This window comes from Sphingomonas sp. Leaf20 (assembly GCF_001421535.1).
In the GTDB taxonomy this organism is placed as follows: Bacteria; Pseudomonadota; Alphaproteobacteria; order Sphingomonadales; family Sphingomonadaceae; genus Sphingomonas.
In genome coordinates this window covers 1-14,990 of the sequence record NZ_LMKN01000010.1, presented here as the reverse complement: position 1 = coordinate 14,990, position 14,990 = coordinate 1, and the positions used below count along the sequence as shown (strand labels likewise).

Annotated in this window: 14 protein-coding genes; 10 read left to right on the top strand and 4 right to left on the bottom strand. The window is 61.8% G+C overall.

The window, feature by feature from the left end:
- Positions 1–15: 15 nt before the first annotated feature.
- Together ASE72_RS17085 and paoC are read left to right on the top strand one after the other, a co-directional pair.
- On the top strand, positions 16–624 hold the full coding sequence (locus ASE72_RS17085) for a cysteine hydrolase family protein (RefSeq protein ID WP_056024818.1): 609 nt from the start codon (positions 16–18) through the stop codon (positions 622–624).
- On the top strand, positions 621–2,831 hold the full coding sequence (gene paoC, locus ASE72_RS17080) for an aldehyde oxidoreductase molybdenum-binding subunit PaoC (RefSeq protein WP_056024446.1): 2,211 nt from the start codon (positions 621–623) through the stop codon (positions 2,829–2,831). The genes ASE72_RS17085 and paoC overlap by 4 nt, the downstream gene beginning before the upstream one ends.
- 87 nt (positions 2,832–2,918) lie before the next feature.
- Here paoC and ASE72_RS17075 read toward each other — a convergent pair whose 3' ends face one another.
- A complete protein-coding gene (locus tag ASE72_RS17075; protein ID WP_200916367.1) occupies positions 2,919–4,115 on the bottom strand; it encodes an MFS transporter in 1,197 nt (398 codons plus the stop codon).
- A gap of 218 nt (positions 4,116–4,333) precedes the next feature.
- Entirely contained in the window at positions 4,334–4,468 is a 135-nt protein-coding gene (locus tag ASE72_RS21075) for a hypothetical protein (RefSeq protein ID WP_261362621.1), read from the bottom strand.
- 158 nt (positions 4,469–4,626) lie between these two features.
- On the opposite strand from ASE72_RS21075, the gene ASE72_RS17070 reads away from it, so the two are divergent.
- From ASE72_RS17070 to ASE72_RS17050, 5 genes are all read left to right on the top strand, one after another.
- Positions 4,627–4,998 (top strand): cyclophilin-like fold protein, encoded by a 372-nt coding sequence (locus tag ASE72_RS17070; protein ID WP_056024445.1) that lies wholly within the window; start codon positions 4,627–4,629, stop codon positions 4,996–4,998.
- Between the two features lie 84 nt (positions 4,999–5,082).
- Complete coding sequence (locus tag ASE72_RS17065) at positions 5,083–5,991, top strand: LysR family transcriptional regulator (protein WP_056024441.1); 909 nt, start codon at positions 5,083–5,085, stop codon at positions 5,989–5,991.
- 316 nt (positions 5,992–6,307) lie between these two features.
- The gene (locus ASE72_RS17060; protein ID WP_156350603.1) at positions 6,308–6,823 is read left to right on the top strand and encodes a hypothetical protein; all 516 of its coding nucleotides are present in this window, start codon (positions 6,308–6,310) and stop codon (positions 6,821–6,823) included.
- A gap of 364 nt (positions 6,824–7,187) precedes the next feature.
- A complete protein-coding gene (locus tag ASE72_RS17055) occupies positions 7,188–7,955 on the top strand; it encodes a glucose 1-dehydrogenase (protein WP_056024811.1) in 768 nt (255 codons plus the stop codon).
- Positions 7,952–8,848, top strand: a complete 897-nt coding sequence (locus ASE72_RS17050) for a glycosidase (RefSeq protein ID WP_056024435.1) — start codon at positions 7,952–7,954, stop codon at positions 8,846–8,848. Before ASE72_RS17055 ends, ASE72_RS17050 begins: the two co-directional genes overlap by 4 nt.
- A gap of 173 nt (positions 8,849–9,021) precedes the next feature.
- Here ASE72_RS17050 and ASE72_RS19785 read toward each other — a convergent pair whose 3' ends face one another.
- On the bottom strand, positions 9,022–9,558 hold the full coding sequence (locus ASE72_RS19785) for a J domain-containing protein (RefSeq protein ID WP_082446242.1): 537 nt from the start codon (positions 9,556–9,558) through the stop codon (positions 9,022–9,024).
- 600 nt (positions 9,559–10,158) lie between these two features.
- Positions 10,159–11,664, bottom strand: coding sequence for a PAS domain-containing protein (locus ASE72_RS17045; RefSeq protein WP_056024432.1), 1,506 nt, complete (start codon positions 11,662–11,664; stop codon positions 10,159–10,161).
- A 234-nt stretch (positions 11,665–11,898) separates the two neighbouring features.
- Here ASE72_RS17045 and ASE72_RS17040 point away from each other — a divergent pair, with 234 nt between their 5' ends.
- The 3 genes from ASE72_RS17040 (at position 11,899) to ASE72_RS17025 (ending at position 14,911) form a co-directional block, all read left to right on the top strand.
- Entirely contained in the window at positions 11,899–12,306 is a 408-nt protein-coding gene (locus ASE72_RS17040; protein ID WP_056024428.1) for a response regulator, read from the top strand.
- A gap of 1,133 nt (positions 12,307–13,439) precedes the next feature.
- A complete protein-coding gene (locus ASE72_RS17035; protein ID WP_031393996.1) occupies positions 13,440–14,072 on the top strand; it encodes a tyrosine-type recombinase/integrase in 633 nt (210 codons plus the stop codon).
- Between the two features lie 497 nt (positions 14,073–14,569).
- Positions 14,570–14,911 (top strand): hypothetical protein, encoded by a 342-nt coding sequence (locus tag ASE72_RS17025; RefSeq protein ID WP_156350601.1) that lies wholly within the window; start codon positions 14,570–14,572, stop codon positions 14,909–14,911.
- The last annotated feature ends 79 nt before the right edge of the window (positions 14,912–14,990 follow it).

Genomic DNA, 14,990 nt, shown 5'->3' with positions numbered 1-14,990 from the left:
ATGGGAGACAAGATGATGATACCCGAAAAGACCGCCCTGTTGCTGATCGAGTACCAGAACGACTTCGTCAGCGAAGGCGGCGCCCAGCATGATGCGGTGAAGGCGGTGATGGCCGACACCGACATGCTGGCGCACAGCCGGGCCGTCGTCGAACGAGCGCGCGCGCAGGGCGTGACCGTGATGCACGCGCCAATCACCTTCGCGGAGGGTTATCCGGAGATCCCGTCCGATCCTTACGGTATCCTCGCCGGCATCAAGCAGGCTAACGCGTTCCGGAAAGACAGCTGGGGCGCGGCGATTGCCGATGCGATGGCACCGGTCGACGGCGACATCGTGATCGAGGGCAAGCGGGGCCTCGATTGCTTCGCGAGCACCAATATCGACTTCATCCTGCGTCAGCGTGGCATCACCGATCTGGCGATCGCCGGGTTCCTGACAAATTGCTGCGTCGAATCGACCATGCGCTCGGCGTACGAACGCGGCTTCCGCGTCGTCACGCTGACCGACTGCACGGCGACGCTGAGCCCCGAAGAGCAGCACGCTGCGGTCACGAAGAACTTCCCGATGTTCTCCAAGCCGATGACGCACGACCAGTTCCTGGCCGATCTGGAGACGAGTGCATGAAGTTCGACACGCCTGCGGGCACGACTCCAATCGACCGCCTGACCGTGGTCGGACGCGCACACACGCGCGTCGAAGGTCCCCTGAAGACGACCGGCACGGCACGCTACGCCGCCGAGCATCACGATTTCGCGCCAGATGCGGCCCATGGCTACATCCTGGGTGCAGCGATCGGCAAGGGACGCATCGACCGCATCGATACCGCGGCGGCACATGCCGCGCCCGGCGTCCGTGCGATCGTCACCTATGAAAATTCGGGCCCGATCGGCAAGGGCGAGTTCTACACCCAGCGCATTCTGGCCGGCCCGATGGTCGATCATTATCATCAGGCGGTCGCGGTCGTCGTCGCCGACACCTTCGAACAGGCGCGCGCGGCGGCGTCGCTGATCCGCGTCACGTATGCGCGCGGGAAGGGGCGCTTCGATCTGGCCGCGCAAAAATCATCGGCCCCGATCGCGCCGGAGGAACCGTTCGGTGGTTCGACGAACGCGTCGGTCGGCAACTTCGCAAGCGCGTTTGCCAGCGCGCCGGTCAAGGTCGACGAATCTTATACGGTCCCCGATCAGGCGCATGCGATGATGGAACCCCATGCGAGTATTGCGCGGTGGGATGGTGACAAGCTCACCTGCTGGACGTCGATTCAGGCGATGAACTGGGGCTGTCGCGACCTGGGCCTCATCATCGGCACGCCAAAAGAAAATATCCGCCTGCATTCCCCCTTCATCGGCGGCGGCTTTGGCGGCAAGGGCACGACGCAGAGCGATCTGGCACTCGCGGCGATCGCCGCGCGGGTATCGGGCCGTCCGGTCAAGGTCGTGCTGCAACGCCCGCTGATGTTCAACAATACCATTCACCGCCCCAAGACGATCCAGCGCGTTCGACTGGGCGCCGGCAAGGACGGCCGTCTCGTTGCCATCGGTCACGATAGCTGGTCGGGCAACCTGGCGGGTGGCCGCACCGAGCCCACCAACCTGCCGACGCAGTTGATGTATGCCGGCGAGAACCGCCAGTTGCGGCGCTATCTCAGCCCTCTCGATCTCGCCGAGGGCAACGCCATGCGCGCGCCGGGCGAGGCCCCGGGGATGATGGCGCTGGAAGTCGCGATGGACGAGCTTGCGGAAAAGCTCGAAATGGATCCGGTCGCTCTGCGGATCGCTAACGACACGCAGGTCGACCCTTCGAAGCCCGAGCGCAAATTCTCCACCCGGCCGTTCGTGCAGTGCCTGAAAGAGGGCGCGGACCGGTTCGGCTGGAATGCGCGGGTCGCCAAACCCGGCAGCCGTCGCGAAGGCAAGTGGCTGATCGGCATGGGCGTCGCCAGCGCGATCCGTGGAGCACCGATCATGAAGGCCGGCGCCCGCGTGCGACTGGGCAAGGACGGACACGTCACGGTCGAGACCGACATGACCGACATCGGCCAGGGCAGCTACACGATTGTCGCGCAGACCGCCGCCGAGATGATGGGCGTTCCGCTCGAACGGGTGACCGCCAAGCTCGGCGATTCCACCTTCCCCGAAACACCCGGCTCGGGCGGCCAGGCGGGTGCCGCGTCGGCTACGGCTGGCGTATATGCCGCGTGCGCGAAGCTGCGCGAATTGGTGGCGCAGCGGATGGGCTTCAACACGACCGACGTGACGTTCGCGGACGGGCGCGTCAGTTCGGCGGGCCGTTCGGTCCCGCTGGCCGATGCCGCCAGGGACGGCGAGATCGTCGCCGAGGATGTCATGGAATTTGGCGACCTGAACAAGGAGTATGCGCAGCAGACCGTCGGCGCGCATTTTGCCGAGGTTGGAGTGGATGCCTATACCGGCGCGGTCCGCGTCCGACGGATGCTGGCGGTCTGCGCCGCCGGGCGTATCCTCAACCCGATCACGGCGCGCAGCCAGGTGATCGGGGGGATGACGATGGGGATCGGCGCCGCACTGATGGAGGAAATGGCCGTCGACACCCGCTTCGGCTTCTTCGTCAATCACGACCTTGCCGGCTACGAGGTGCCCGTCCACGCCGACGTCCCGCATCTCGACGCGCATTTCATCGACGAGGTCGATGCGACGATGTCGCCGTTGAAGGCAAAGGGGGTCGGCGAGCTGGGTTTGGTCGGCGTCGCGCCGGCGATCGCCAACGCGGTGTACAACGCGACCGGCGTTCGGGTGCGCGAATATCCGGTGACGCTCGACAAGCACTTCGCAGGCCTGCCGGAAATCGCGTGACGCGACAGATCTGCAGCTGCGTTGCGAGGGGCGCGGCTGCGGTCGTCCACGCCGGTACGCTATAGCGTGCACGCAGCCGCCATCGCGTCAATGTTCGGTTCGAGCACCCAGCGTGAAGCCGTTGGCTGAAGCGGCGTAGGCAATGGCGAAGGCGACGCCCAGCAAGGCCAGCATCGCGGGGAAAAACGCAACGACACCTGCGCTGCGATAGATCAGCGCGCCGACCGCGCCGCCGCACGCGATGCTCACGTTCCAGACCGTCGTCAGCATGGCGCCGACGATATCGACGCCCTCGCCCGCCGCGTCGGAGGCCGCCGTCTGGATCGAGGTCGCAGCCCCGCCGAACGTCAGGCCCCACAGGACGACGCCGACAAGGATGACGCTGTTGCTGTGCGGCAGAAAGCCGAGCACCGCAGTCGCAGCGGCGAACACCGCGAGGCTGGCGAGGACGTGGAGGCGCAGGTGGCGGTCCACAGCGGCACCCGCGATCCAGATCCCTGCGAGCGCGGCGCATCCGAACACCAGCAGGAGCAAGCTCACCCGGCTACCGTCGCCGGCCCATTCCGCGTACGGCGCGACATAGGTGTAGAGGATGTAATGCGCCGTCACCCAAGCGAACGCGGTGGCAAGGATCGGCGCCACGCCCGGCATCCGCAGCACGGCCAGGTTCGACAGCTTGCGCTCGGGCGGCTGGCCGGCGCTGTCCGGCATCTTCCACGCGACCGCCCCGGCCAGGCATAGCGCGAGCGCGGCTAGCACCAGGAACGCGATCCGCCAGCCGATCGCCCCGCCCGCGAACGTGCCCAGCGGCACGCCGACCGACAGCGCCAGCGGGGTGCCGATCATCGCCAGTGCGAGCGCGCGGCCCTTCAACCGATCCACTACCAACCGGCGCGCATAGCCTCCGAGGATGCCCCAGCCGAGCCCGGCGGAAACGCCCGCCGCAAACCGCGCGACGAGCGTTACCGCATAGCTGTGGGAGAGCGCGGTCACGACATCGAACACCAGCAGGCCGAAGATTGCCGCGAGCAGGAGTGGGTTGCGCGCATAGCTCTGCGTGAGACTGACGAGCGGAATGGCCGCCATCACCGATCCGACGGCATAGACCGTCACCATCTGGCCGGCGAGCGCGCGCGAAATGTTCAGATCATCGGCGACCTGGGGCAACAGACCTGCGGGGAGCGTCTCGGTCACGATCGCGGTGAACCCGGTCAGCGCGAGCAGGATGAGCGCGCCAACGGGGAGCGTATCGCGCTCGGCGCGCGCCTGTGGTTCGATATCCAAGACTTCACCTTTGTGCGATCGCCGGACGAGCGACGTGCCCGATCGATGGGAGAAGACTGTCCTACGATCCGCCCGCGCAATCGCGGCATGGCGGCTGCTCAACGCCCGGATGAGCAGGCGTCATGACGGCCGTTACGTGGCGCGGACACCGTCGCACGCTGAGCGCCGCTCATCATGGCATCAACGCAAGACCGTGTTGTTCGGGTCGGGGGCGGCGGTTAGATCAAGATAGACACACGTGCCGGCCGAGGATCGCCGCGCTTGAAGCCGCCCTTGCCGATACGCTGGCGACCAAACCGCGACGCCACGGCTTGCTGCTTCAGCTTGGCGATGATCCGGCGGTCGCGTGCCATGCGGGCGTAAGGGGAAGGTGACGATGCGCGCTATCGAGGCAGGACGCCCCCTTCTCTGTCTGTTGGCTCTGCTGACGGCATGCGGCCAACCAGCAGCGACCGCGAAGGCAAGCAACGCCTTGATATCCTATGCAAACAGCGCGCGAGAGACACGAACAATGACGACTATCGAAATCGATGCCGGGACGCGTCAGTGGACTGCGCAGATTGCGGACTCCCCCTCGGCACGCGATTTCCTCGCGCAGCTGCCGCTCGACCTGACGCTGACCGATTATGCAGCGACGGAAAAGGTCGCCACTTTGCCCCGACCGCTGACCCGCGACGGCGCCCCGGCCGCGGTCACGCCGCGCGCCGGAGAGATCGGCTATTACGCGCCGTGGGGGAACATCGCGCTTTACCACAAGGACGGCCCGCACTCTCCCGGCCTCGTGATCCTCGGTCGGATCGACGGCCCTTACGCCGATCTCGCGAGCCCCGGTGCCGTGAAGGTTACAATTCGACAGCGCGTCGCTCCTCCGACCGAACGCTGATCCTTCGAGGGAGGACGCCCCTGCCGATCCCGCAGTCGCCCGTCGATCGCTTGCGAGGCTAAACCATAGAGCCCAGGATACACTATGCCGACCAGCCGATCCGATCTCGCCGACCTGACTTACTTCCTGGCAATCTCCCGACATCGAAGTTTCAGGCTCGCCGGGCTCGAACTCGGGGTCAGCGCATCGGCGCTCAGCCATGCCTTGAAGGGGCTCGAGGCACGGCTCGGCGTCCGCCTCCTCCACCGCACGAACCGGAGCGTCACCCTGACTGCCGCTGGCGAGGAGTTGCGAGACAAGGTGGCTGAGCCGTTCGGCACGATCGATCAGGCTGTCGAGAGCCTCAACCGCTATCGCGACGCGCCAACCGGGCGGGTTCGTCTGAACGTCGCCGCCGAAGCGGCGCCCTTATTGCTCGCGCCGGTCATGCCGATCTTCATCGAGCGGTATCCCGATATCGAGATCGACATCGCCGCGCGGGACCAGATGACCGACGTCATCGAAGATGGCTTCGACGCCGGGATCCGTTACGCCGGAACGGTGCCCGAGGACATGGTGGCGCAACGTCTTTCGGGCGAGCTTCGCTGGATAGTCGTCGCATCCCCCGCCTATCTCGAGAAGTTCGGCGTTCCGCAGCACCCGTCGGATTTGGAACACCACCATTGTCTCGGCGTCCGCCTCGGAAATGCGCATATCTACCGCTGGGAATTCGAAGGCCCCGAGGGCGAATTCTCGGTCCCCGTCGCGAGCAAGGTCCTCGTCAACGGGGGGCGCGCGATGCTGGCCATGGCGCTCGCGGGGACCGGACTTATGTACGGCATGGAGGCAACCTTCGCCCCCTATATCGCGCGCGGAGAACTACGCCCGGTGCTAGAGGACTGGTCAACGATGGGCCCGGCATACCACATCTATTATTCCAGCCGTCGCCAAGTGCCGACTGGCCTGAAACTTTTGATCGAACTCATTCGCGAGTTGCGTCCGCTAGGCCTTTAGACACGTGAATTGGAAATGCGCATGCAACGTCGGCGCTCATCGCGAACTGCTCGTACCATCGGTTGTCGTAGACATGCGCCATACGCTCCTTGGCATCGAAGACCCAGAAGCGGACGCTCACGTCCCTTCCCCAGCTTCCCAACTTCGGACGCTGGTTAATCTTTGCGAATGACCGATTTGGAGGCCGGCTATCCACTGCCGAATGTCGTGATGGGGAAGGGAGTCCTTCGATCCGATAGTTAGGGTAGCACCTATGCGCTCACCCGCATCGTCGCTACCCCCGTACCCACGAGCAGGGAAATTCGAGGAGCGTGTGATGCGTCATCATACTTTATTGGCGGCGATTGCAGTTGCCATGTTGAGTTCTACCTCAGGCTCGGCGAGCCCGGCGCAAGCTGTGGTTTCAGGCATCTATGAACTGGACACTTCGCGGAGTGACAACGCTTTCAAAGTGATCGACAGCGCTACCGCCACCATTTCCGACGACAAGCGCCCTCGTGTTCGGATGAGGCTCCGCAAGTCCATTGCGGTAAATAGGATTAGAATTTCCACTGCAGGAGGTCGAGTCGGCCTCGCCTATGATGCCAAAACACCTATCGTAGTTTGGATAGGCGGAGATCCGATCACGTGGAAGCTCATCCCGGAGCTTGTTTACGATGTATCGGTAAAAGCTGATGGTGAAACCGTCGCTCTGACATTCCGCGGCGACGACAGCGAGCGAACCTCAAAATACCATAGTGTCGGCCAGGATTTGGTGGAGAATACCACTATCATCAGTCCACTGCTTTCTACGCCGATCGTCTATAAGCAGGTCTTTAAAAAGACCAGCTGACTGGATCTACGAACAGACCTCGTGACGAGAAGCCGTTGAACGGTCTTCGTCGCATAGATGCGGATGCGGGTCGAGATGGTCTGCCTAGCCTCTACTTCTCGGCGCGCCACGACTATGATCGAACGGCAGCAAATGGGTGATCACCCCCTGCCCTACGGCTTCCTGCCAGACCCAGTCCCGGTCAGTCACAGGTCAATCGCCCCTTCATGAAACCGGACGTCCGTTCATCGGCGATAAGTGGGCATCCAGAACCCGAGTTACCCAGTTTGAAATACGCGCGCTCCAGCCGCGCAGGCGAAAGGTACTTTTATGGCAGCGAATTCATGCAACTCGAGGTCACGCCGCAGGTTCAGCGGTGATGACCATGTTCGACAATCAGATTGCTATCGTCACCGGCGGTGAATCCGGCATTGGCGCGGCCTGCGCCAAGTTGTTGGGCGACGCCGGGGCCCGCGTTGTGATCACCTATTTGAAGGATGCCGCCGCGGCGCAGGCGGTCTGCACCTCGATCGGTGGGTCCAACCGCGCGATCGCGGTGCAAGTTGATGTCAGTGATGAAGCCGCGGTCGAACGACTGTTCGCGGAGGCCGAAAAAACGTTCGGCACGGTCAGCCTTCTGGTCAATTCGGCCGGCTTGAACATGAGTGGCGTTATGCTCGTCAACATGGAACTTACGCAGTTCGACCGGGTCATCCGTTCCGATCTCTATGGCCCGTTCCTCACCTGCCGACGAATGGTGCGCGCGCTCGAGGCAAAGAACGCCAAGGGGCGGATCGTCAACATATCGTCGATTCACGAACGCGCGCCGCGACCGGGCGGCGTCGATTACGACTCGGCTAAGGGCGGCCTGTCGCAGTTGACGGCCACGCTTGCACTAGAGCTGGCGCCGAAGGGCATTGCGGTGAATGGCGTCGCGCCTGGGATGATCCTTACGCCGATGAATCAATCCGCACTGGATCATCCGGACGAGCTGGCGGCGAAAGAGGCGGCAATCCCTTGGAAGCGCGCCGGTCGGCCCGATGAGGTCGCGGCGCTGGTCGCTTTCCTGCTGTCGCCGGCCGCGGACTATATCACCGGCACCACGGTAACGATCGACGGCGGGCTGTCATTGACTGTGGCGCAAGGCGCATGACGATCGCCTATGCGGTCGAGCAGCTCGACACGGTGACCAACTCCGCTACGTCTGTGATCGACGGCATGGACATGATGAGCCCGTTCGTCTGGAGGGAAGGCAATCTCTACCGGATCATGGTTCGCGGCGTGCCGCATCCGCTCGGGCCCAGCGATCCGACCGGTATCATTGCGCGCGGAGAGAGCCGCGACGGGCTGGCCTTCACTATGGATCCGGGGCTCGCAATCACACCCGGGCCGGGTGCTGAGGACATGGGCGGATGCGAGGATCCGACCGTGCTCGTGGCCGGCGACGAATATCTCGTCTATTATACCGGCGTGGACGCTGCGCGCGCGCAGGGATGCATGATTTTAGCTGCGGGGCCCGACCTGACCGCGCTGGTCAAGGAAGATTTGGTGCTGAAGGCACCACCCGGCGAAGGCAATATCAAGGAAGCGACGCTCGCACAGACTGCGGCCGGAGATTGGCGCCTGTTTTACGAATATGCGGCCAAGGGCGCGTCGCGGATCGGCGTGGCGGGCGGGCCGACCCCGAAGGGTCCTTGGACTGTCCTCCCCGACCCTTTCGGCATCCGCGAGGACAGCTGGGACAACTGGCATCTGTCGACCGGGCCTATCTGGCAGGCGACGGGGCAAGATCCGGTGATGTTTTACAACGGCGCGACGCACGACGCGCGCTGGCGGATCGGCTGGATCAGCTTCAGTACGGATTTCGCGCGGGTGACGGGGCGTGGGCTCGAGCCGCTGCTCGTGCCGCCACCGGCGCTGACCCGCGAGGCCACCGACATCGCGTTTGCCGCGTCGAGCGTGGCGGAGGGCGACCGTATCGCGCTGTACTACTCGCTGGAAGACCGGATGCTACGTCGAGCGTTAATCAGACGATATGGCGGTTAAAAAATTGAAAGCCGTAAGTGGAGATTGCGAGTCTGCTTCGTCTGCAATGACCCAGAAGCAGACGTCCCCGCCCCCTTCCCAGCTTCCCAACTTCGGCCGCTTGTTCATCTCCGCGTTACGACGACTTTTCGCGCCTGACTCTGCGAACTCGAATGTCGCGACTGGGCAATAGTTTAAGAAGCAGGCTGTCGAAGTCCGAGTTTTGTGCCCGATGAGCTGCGGACGGCTTTTGCAGGTGGCTCGGGCACGGGATGAGCGGTGACGCTACGTCGAACCGTAGGTGCCAATCCGGATTCCTCATTCCACAGAACCAGGATTGTAGCGATCGGTGCGGCGGTAAGGATCAGCAGGAAAAGGCCCATCAGCCATTCGTTCGGCTGTAGCGGCTGCGAGAAGCTATCGCTGGGCTGCATCGACGGGCTAAGTCGCATCGGGCGTCTGCCGGCTTTCCTGGGGTGAAACGGGCGGTCCGTAGTCGATCGGTGGGCAGACGGCCTGATCTGCGACCGATCATAGGCGGCGCGTGCTTCCTTCTTCCCCAAAACGGAATACGCCTCGTTGATCTCTTTCGCACGAGCAGAAACGTCCGCTCCATGATTGGCATCGGGGTGATATTGACGGAGCAGCGCTTTCCACGCGGCGTGGATAGTGTCGCGACTTGCCGTCGAGGGCACCCCTAGAACAGAATAATAGTCGGGTGAGAGAGCCATCTAGCCGTTCCTTGCGGCTAAAACGCGAAAAAGAAAAGTCCGCCTGGTCCGTGATCTAACCCAGGCCTTCTCGGTGATCCAAAGGGCGGCTTTGGGCGCCAACAGTCAGGCGGCTGCCATTCCCATCCGCAACTTCGTGCTTTCGACGACACTACGCCACCCCTAGGCGTTGACCCACAAGACGACATTCAGCAGTCGTTATGCGCTTCCCAACTTCAGACATTCGTTCATCCCCGCGCGACCTGATATTGGCGAACGATCGTCCGTCAGGGATGTCGTGAATGGGGAGGAAAGCGGACAGGCTGCTTTCGGGAAGGCGGGCGGCGATAGCAGACATTGGGCAACTGTCGGCTTTCCCAAAGAGGATCGAATTTTGGAAATGGCCGGGTTGGGAAGTCGAAGCAAAACGGCAAAAACCGCCGGAGCCTAATATGACGGGTATCGTTTATGCCTTGCCGCGGTCGTCCTCCGGCCGTGGCCGGTCCGTTCTTGCTACCCTGTGGGGACGGGCTGTTGTTCACCCGTCAGTGGCAAAACGGATAGGGGCTATAACGCCAAGCCGAAAGCACTGTGCTTAGTGCTTTGTGAGAGGCCAGCCCCTTAGTTCCTTTCTTCGGCTTTATTACGCTGCTCGTTGTCGTTGTCGGCGCTGTCGACCAACGGTGCGACGGCTTCGAACACGACGCCGCCAGGAAGGTATAAGATACGAGCCGTTCCACCGGTTTCGTGTGCCAAAACACGCTGAATGAGCTGTGTGCCAAAGCTGGTTTGCGTTGGCGGTTCAACCAATGGGCCTCCTGACTCAACCCAAGTGAGGTGGAGATCATGCGGCTGCCAGCCGTCCATTACCTTCCAGCTCAGATCAATCACGCCATCGGCGGTCGATAGCGCGCCGTATTTTGCCGCGTTGGTTGCAAGCTCGTGGAGGGCAAGCGCGAATGCGACAACAAGGCGGGGCGGGAGCTGAAGGTCCTCCCCGGAAAGCTTAAACCGTTGACCGTCTTCCACCCCGAAGGGGGAAAGCGTGCGCTCAACCAGCGCATGCAGGGATGTGCTCTCGAACCGGCCACTGATTAGCAAGTCATTCGCAGCCGACATCGCGTGTATGCGTGCTTCCAGCGTCGTTCCGGCCTCCTGCACAGAGGTTGCCCGGCGCATCGTTTGCGAGACGATCGCCTGCAGGGACGCGAGCGTATTCTTTACTCTGTGGCTTAGCTCGTTGGCCAGAAGGGTCCGATGCTCCTCAGCGCGCCTTCGTGCGGTCACATCTTGGGTCGTCCCGACGATTGCCAAGGGTGTGCCATCGGCGCGGTAGCTCGCCTGTCCCCGGATTTGTACCCAGCGCTCCTCGCCTGCCGGCGTCCGCAAGCGGTACTCGAGGTCCAGCAGCGATCGGTCTCGCACAGCGCGCTCTATGCCGTCGACCTGCATCTGCCGGTCTTCGGGATGGATCGACTCTCGCAGTTTATCGAGGGTCAGAGGATCGTTCGGTGCACGACCGCATATCCTCTTGCATTCGGCAGATGCTGTCAGCCTATACGTATCGAGATTGATGCTCCAGGACCCCAGGCGGCCGGCATCGAGCGCAAATTGGAGCCGCTGCTCGCTCTCCTGGAGTTCGGCAATGCGCCGTTCCACCTCTGCTTCGAGGGCATCGCGATCGCGCTGAAGGCTAACGAGGCGTTCGCGCTCGAGAGTGACGTCGTACTGCGAGGCGAAGAAATAAAGCAGCACCCCATCGTCGTTGAACACGGGTGAAACCAGCAACCGGTTCCAGAAATGCGTTCCGTCCTTCTTGTAGTTCAGCAGGTCGAGTTCGATCGACTCCCGCGCACGTATCGCGTCTCGGACGCGGCCTACATCGGCCATGTCCGTGTTCGGTCCCTGCAGAAACCGGCAGTTGCGCCCCATGATCTCGCTGCGGGCATAGCCAGTCAGCTTCCCGAAGGCATCGTTCACAAACACGATAGGATTATCAGGCAACCGCGGGTCGGTAATGATCATCGGCATGCGCGTTGCACGCACCGCCGAGGCGAAAGGGTCAGACCCGCTATCGCCGCGCGTCAGTTCGCGGACGATCCGCGCTTCTTCCTGGATATCTCGCACACGTCACTCCGTTCGCGCGCTCAACGGGCCTTATGTCGTTGGACGCTGCGTGTTTTTAGCTCTTTAATGTCAGTAGGCTAAGATAGCTATTGCGACAAAACTACTGGGTTAACAGCCTGCGAACGACGCCGGTATGGCCCGCAAATACGGTTAGGCCGCGGTTGTATTCCGAGAAAAACGAGCAGAAATCCTCGCGGGCCGCAACTCGGCCCATGGCGGGCGGGTTAGAACTCCATGACCCTTTTAACCGTACCTTACGCCCTCGTTGTCGATGATGATCCGCTCATCATGATGGATACGACTGCTATCCTCGAAGACGCCGGATTCCGCTTTTACGAGGCCATGGATGGCGACGAGGCGAAGCGGGTCTTAGCCAACAATTGGGAAAGCATAGTACTGCTGTTCTCTGACGTCGACATGCCCGGCGACACCAACGGCTTTGCGTTAGCACGGCATGTCGCCGAACGCTGGCCGGCGATCGAAATCATGATCGCGTCCGGTCATGTTCTACCAAAAGCGGGCGAGATGCCTGAAAAGGCCACATTCATCTCCAAGCCGTTCAACAAGCAAATGGTGCACCAGCATTTGCGGAATATGCTCCCGGACAACAAATTGCCGGAGCCGCTTAAAAAGGCGGTTTGATCAACGACACAGCTTATTGGTTAGAGGCGAAATGGTCGAGATGGGGAGGAATGATATCAATGTCGAACGATCGGGATCACGTCGATTGCGGACGCTAGCAACGCACCAACGACCGTGAGGCCGAGGTTGTCCGCGAGTTGTAGTAACACTTCCAATTCGTCCTTCAAATCTTGGGCCGTCAGCGGCTTATCGGAGCTCATAGAAACAGTATATTTGTCTTAACCCGGCGACGTCGATAGTATGGATGCGCGACGCTCGCTGCGATTTCTACTACTGCTCGTAAGCTAGCTTAACGGATGGCGGCTATCGGGAGATCTGACCGCACGCCCAAACGCCCGGATTTGGGCGTTAGCGGCCATTCGACGCGGTCGGGCCCGGAACGTCCGGAATTGGTGGAAAGCGGACCTTCCGTTTTGCAGGCCGGACCCCAGGAAACCGGCCGAACGGGTGTCCCAGATGCATCAATGTTTTGCATCGCCGAAGCCCGCGGTTTCCTGCCGCTCGTCGGCTGATGCGCAATCCGTGACTTCTGCATCGCGTCGCGGTTGAGGGTTAAATCGTTACGTAGGGTATTCGTCACCAGTCTAGGTGCATACTCAGCGGATCGGCAACGGGGAGACGCGGTGATGATGGCAACGATAATCACGTTCGGAATGGCCCTGATCGCATCCTTGCAGGCACAGGATACGTCAAAGGCGAATTCATCGTTTCAACAGGCAGCGCCTGCCGTCCCCGATAGCAAAACGCCTGTTTTTCCATATCCTGTGTACGTGGTGCCCGTCCAACAGAGGGACGATCGCACGCCTAAGCAGCGTTGCTGGGATAATGAATCCGCTAGGATCGGGGAAACCCTCAGCGACCTCGATCGGCGTGCGATCGATCTGAAATGCAGCCAGCGCTAGCGATTAAACTTGATGCAAAACTTTTGATTTTCGCATCACGAACGGCGGCTTTGGGGATCGGCGGGACAAGCCTCGAATGACCGACTTTGGGCGACTGCGGAACGGCTGCAATTCTAATACCACGGCCCAAGCCGAATGCACCTATCAATCCAGAGTAAATGCCCCCTCTGGAAAGCCATGCCACCCCGTGCCCGTTCTCTCCTTGGCCATGATGGCCACGGAGAGAAAGCTATGGGTACGTCAGAGTTCGATCCAATCGCAGGCGAACGCCGCCCCTGGAACGGCGGACGCAAGGTGGGTGCCAAGCGTGCACTCAAGCCGCGACAGGTCTGGGCCATTCGCTTCTTCCTCGATCAGCACCGGCGACTACGGGATCGAGCGTTGTTTGACCTGGCGATCGACAGCAAGCTGCGTGGTTGCGATGTGGTCAAGATGAGGATCGGCGATATCGTCCTTGGTGGCCATGTCCGAACCCGTGCGATCGTCGTGCAGGCGAAAACAGGCAGGCCGGTGCAGTTCGAGCTAATGGCGGACGCCCGCGCAAGCTTGCTGGCATGGCTAGAGAGGCGAGGTGGTTCGCTCGCCGACTATGTCTTTCCTAGCCGCACCGATCATGCCCGCCCGCTCAGTACGCGCCAGTACGCCCGGCTGGTTGCCGAATGGGTGAATGGCATAGGGCTGCGCCGTGAAGAGTATGGGACCCACTCGCTTCGGCGGACCAAGGCTTCCATCATCTACAAGGCGTCAGGCAATCTTCGCGCGGTGCAAATCCTGCTCGGCCACGCCAAGATCGAGAATACCGTCCGCTATCTTGGCGTTGATGTGGAAGACGCTTTGACCTTGTCAGAGGGCATCGAGGTGTAACTTACGCCGGCTTCTCGCCTCTGTGAGAAGCCGGACCGGGCGGACGAGCGTCAAAAGCAGCCCTTCCGCTGCCGCCCAATTGCGGACATCGGCTTAGGTATGGCAACATCGGTAAATGCTCCAGCTACTCGCCATTSTTTTGCAGGCCTTGCCGTCCCCACCCGTGCCAGCACCGCCGGCCGACAGCCTTGCGGCAGCCATCCAGCTGTGGGCGGACCATCCACCGGARGAATTTACGAAGCAGCAGGCGATTGATAGCGCCGTGGCGGAAGCAACGAGGCAAGCCCTCCTCATGGTTGGCATGCAGCCGAGCCCGAAGTTGTCGGTGNATAGACAAACGCTGATATTCAAGGAGGGCTGGATGACTGCGATCAGTGCGGCACGCAAGTTTGCGGGTTGAGGAATTTACGAAGCAGCAGGCGATTGATAGCGCCGTGGCGGAAGCAACGAGGCAAGCCCTCCTCATGGTTGGCATGCAGCCGAGCCCGAAGTTGTCGGTGACCAAGATCTATCTGGGTGCATACGACAGATTAAAGCCGCTGATCGCCCGCCAGGTGCCCGTGAACCGAAGCCAGCTGGACACTGCGGTTGCGGCATGTGCGGTGGACGGGATAGCGCGACGGCTATCAACTTCTGAGATAGCGGAGGTTCGGAAATCTCTCTCGACCGCAGCTGGGCAGAAATTCTGGGAGGCGGCAGGGATCACAGATCGGCCGCTGGAAGGCTGCTATCAAGCTGCCCTCAATCTCAAGCCGGTAGCTGCCGACTATCTCGCCGCCGGCTTGCGTCCGCCAACGCCGCCCAAGCCGCTGAAGCAGGACATGTCGATCGTCTACTGACAGATCGGGAACGACCGCTAACCACCATTCTGGACGTTCCAAAGCCGGTCGCATCGAATGACCGCTGACGCCCAATTGC

Coding starts and splice junctions, on each gene's coding strand:
- ASE72_RS17085 (WP_056024818.1), top strand. CDS start 16: ATGATACCCGAAAAGACCGCCCTGTTGCTGATCGAGTACCAGAACGAC.
- paoC (WP_056024446.1), top strand. CDS start 621: ATGAAGTTCGACACGCCTGCGGGCACGACTCCAATCGACCGCCTGACC.
- ASE72_RS21075 (WP_261362621.1), bottom strand. CDS start 4,468: ATGGCACGCGACCGCCGGATCATCGCCAAGCTGAAGCAGCAAGCCGTG.
- ASE72_RS17070 (WP_056024445.1), top strand. CDS start 4,627: ATGACGACTATCGAAATCGATGCCGGGACGCGTCAGTGGACTGCGCAG.
- ASE72_RS17065 (WP_056024441.1), top strand. CDS start 5,083: ATGCCGACCAGCCGATCCGATCTCGCCGACCTGACTTACTTCCTGGCA.
- ASE72_RS17060 (WP_156350603.1), top strand. CDS start 6,308: ATGCGTCATCATACTTTATTGGCGGCGATTGCAGTTGCCATGTTGAGT.
- ASE72_RS17055 (WP_056024811.1), top strand. CDS start 7,188: ATGTTCGACAATCAGATTGCTATCGTCACCGGCGGTGAATCCGGCATT.
- ASE72_RS17050 (WP_056024435.1), top strand. CDS start 7,952: ATGACGATCGCCTATGCGGTCGAGCAGCTCGACACGGTGACCAACTCC.
- ASE72_RS19785 (WP_082446242.1), bottom strand. CDS start 9,558: ATGGCTCTCTCACCCGACTATTATTCTGTTCTAGGGGTGCCCTCGACG.
- ASE72_RS17040 (WP_056024428.1), top strand. CDS start 11,899: ATGACCCTTTTAACCGTACCTTACGCCCTCGTTGTCGATGATGATCCG.
- ASE72_RS17035 (WP_031393996.1), top strand. CDS start 13,440: ATGGGTACGTCAGAGTTCGATCCAATCGCAGGCGAACGCCGCCCCTGG.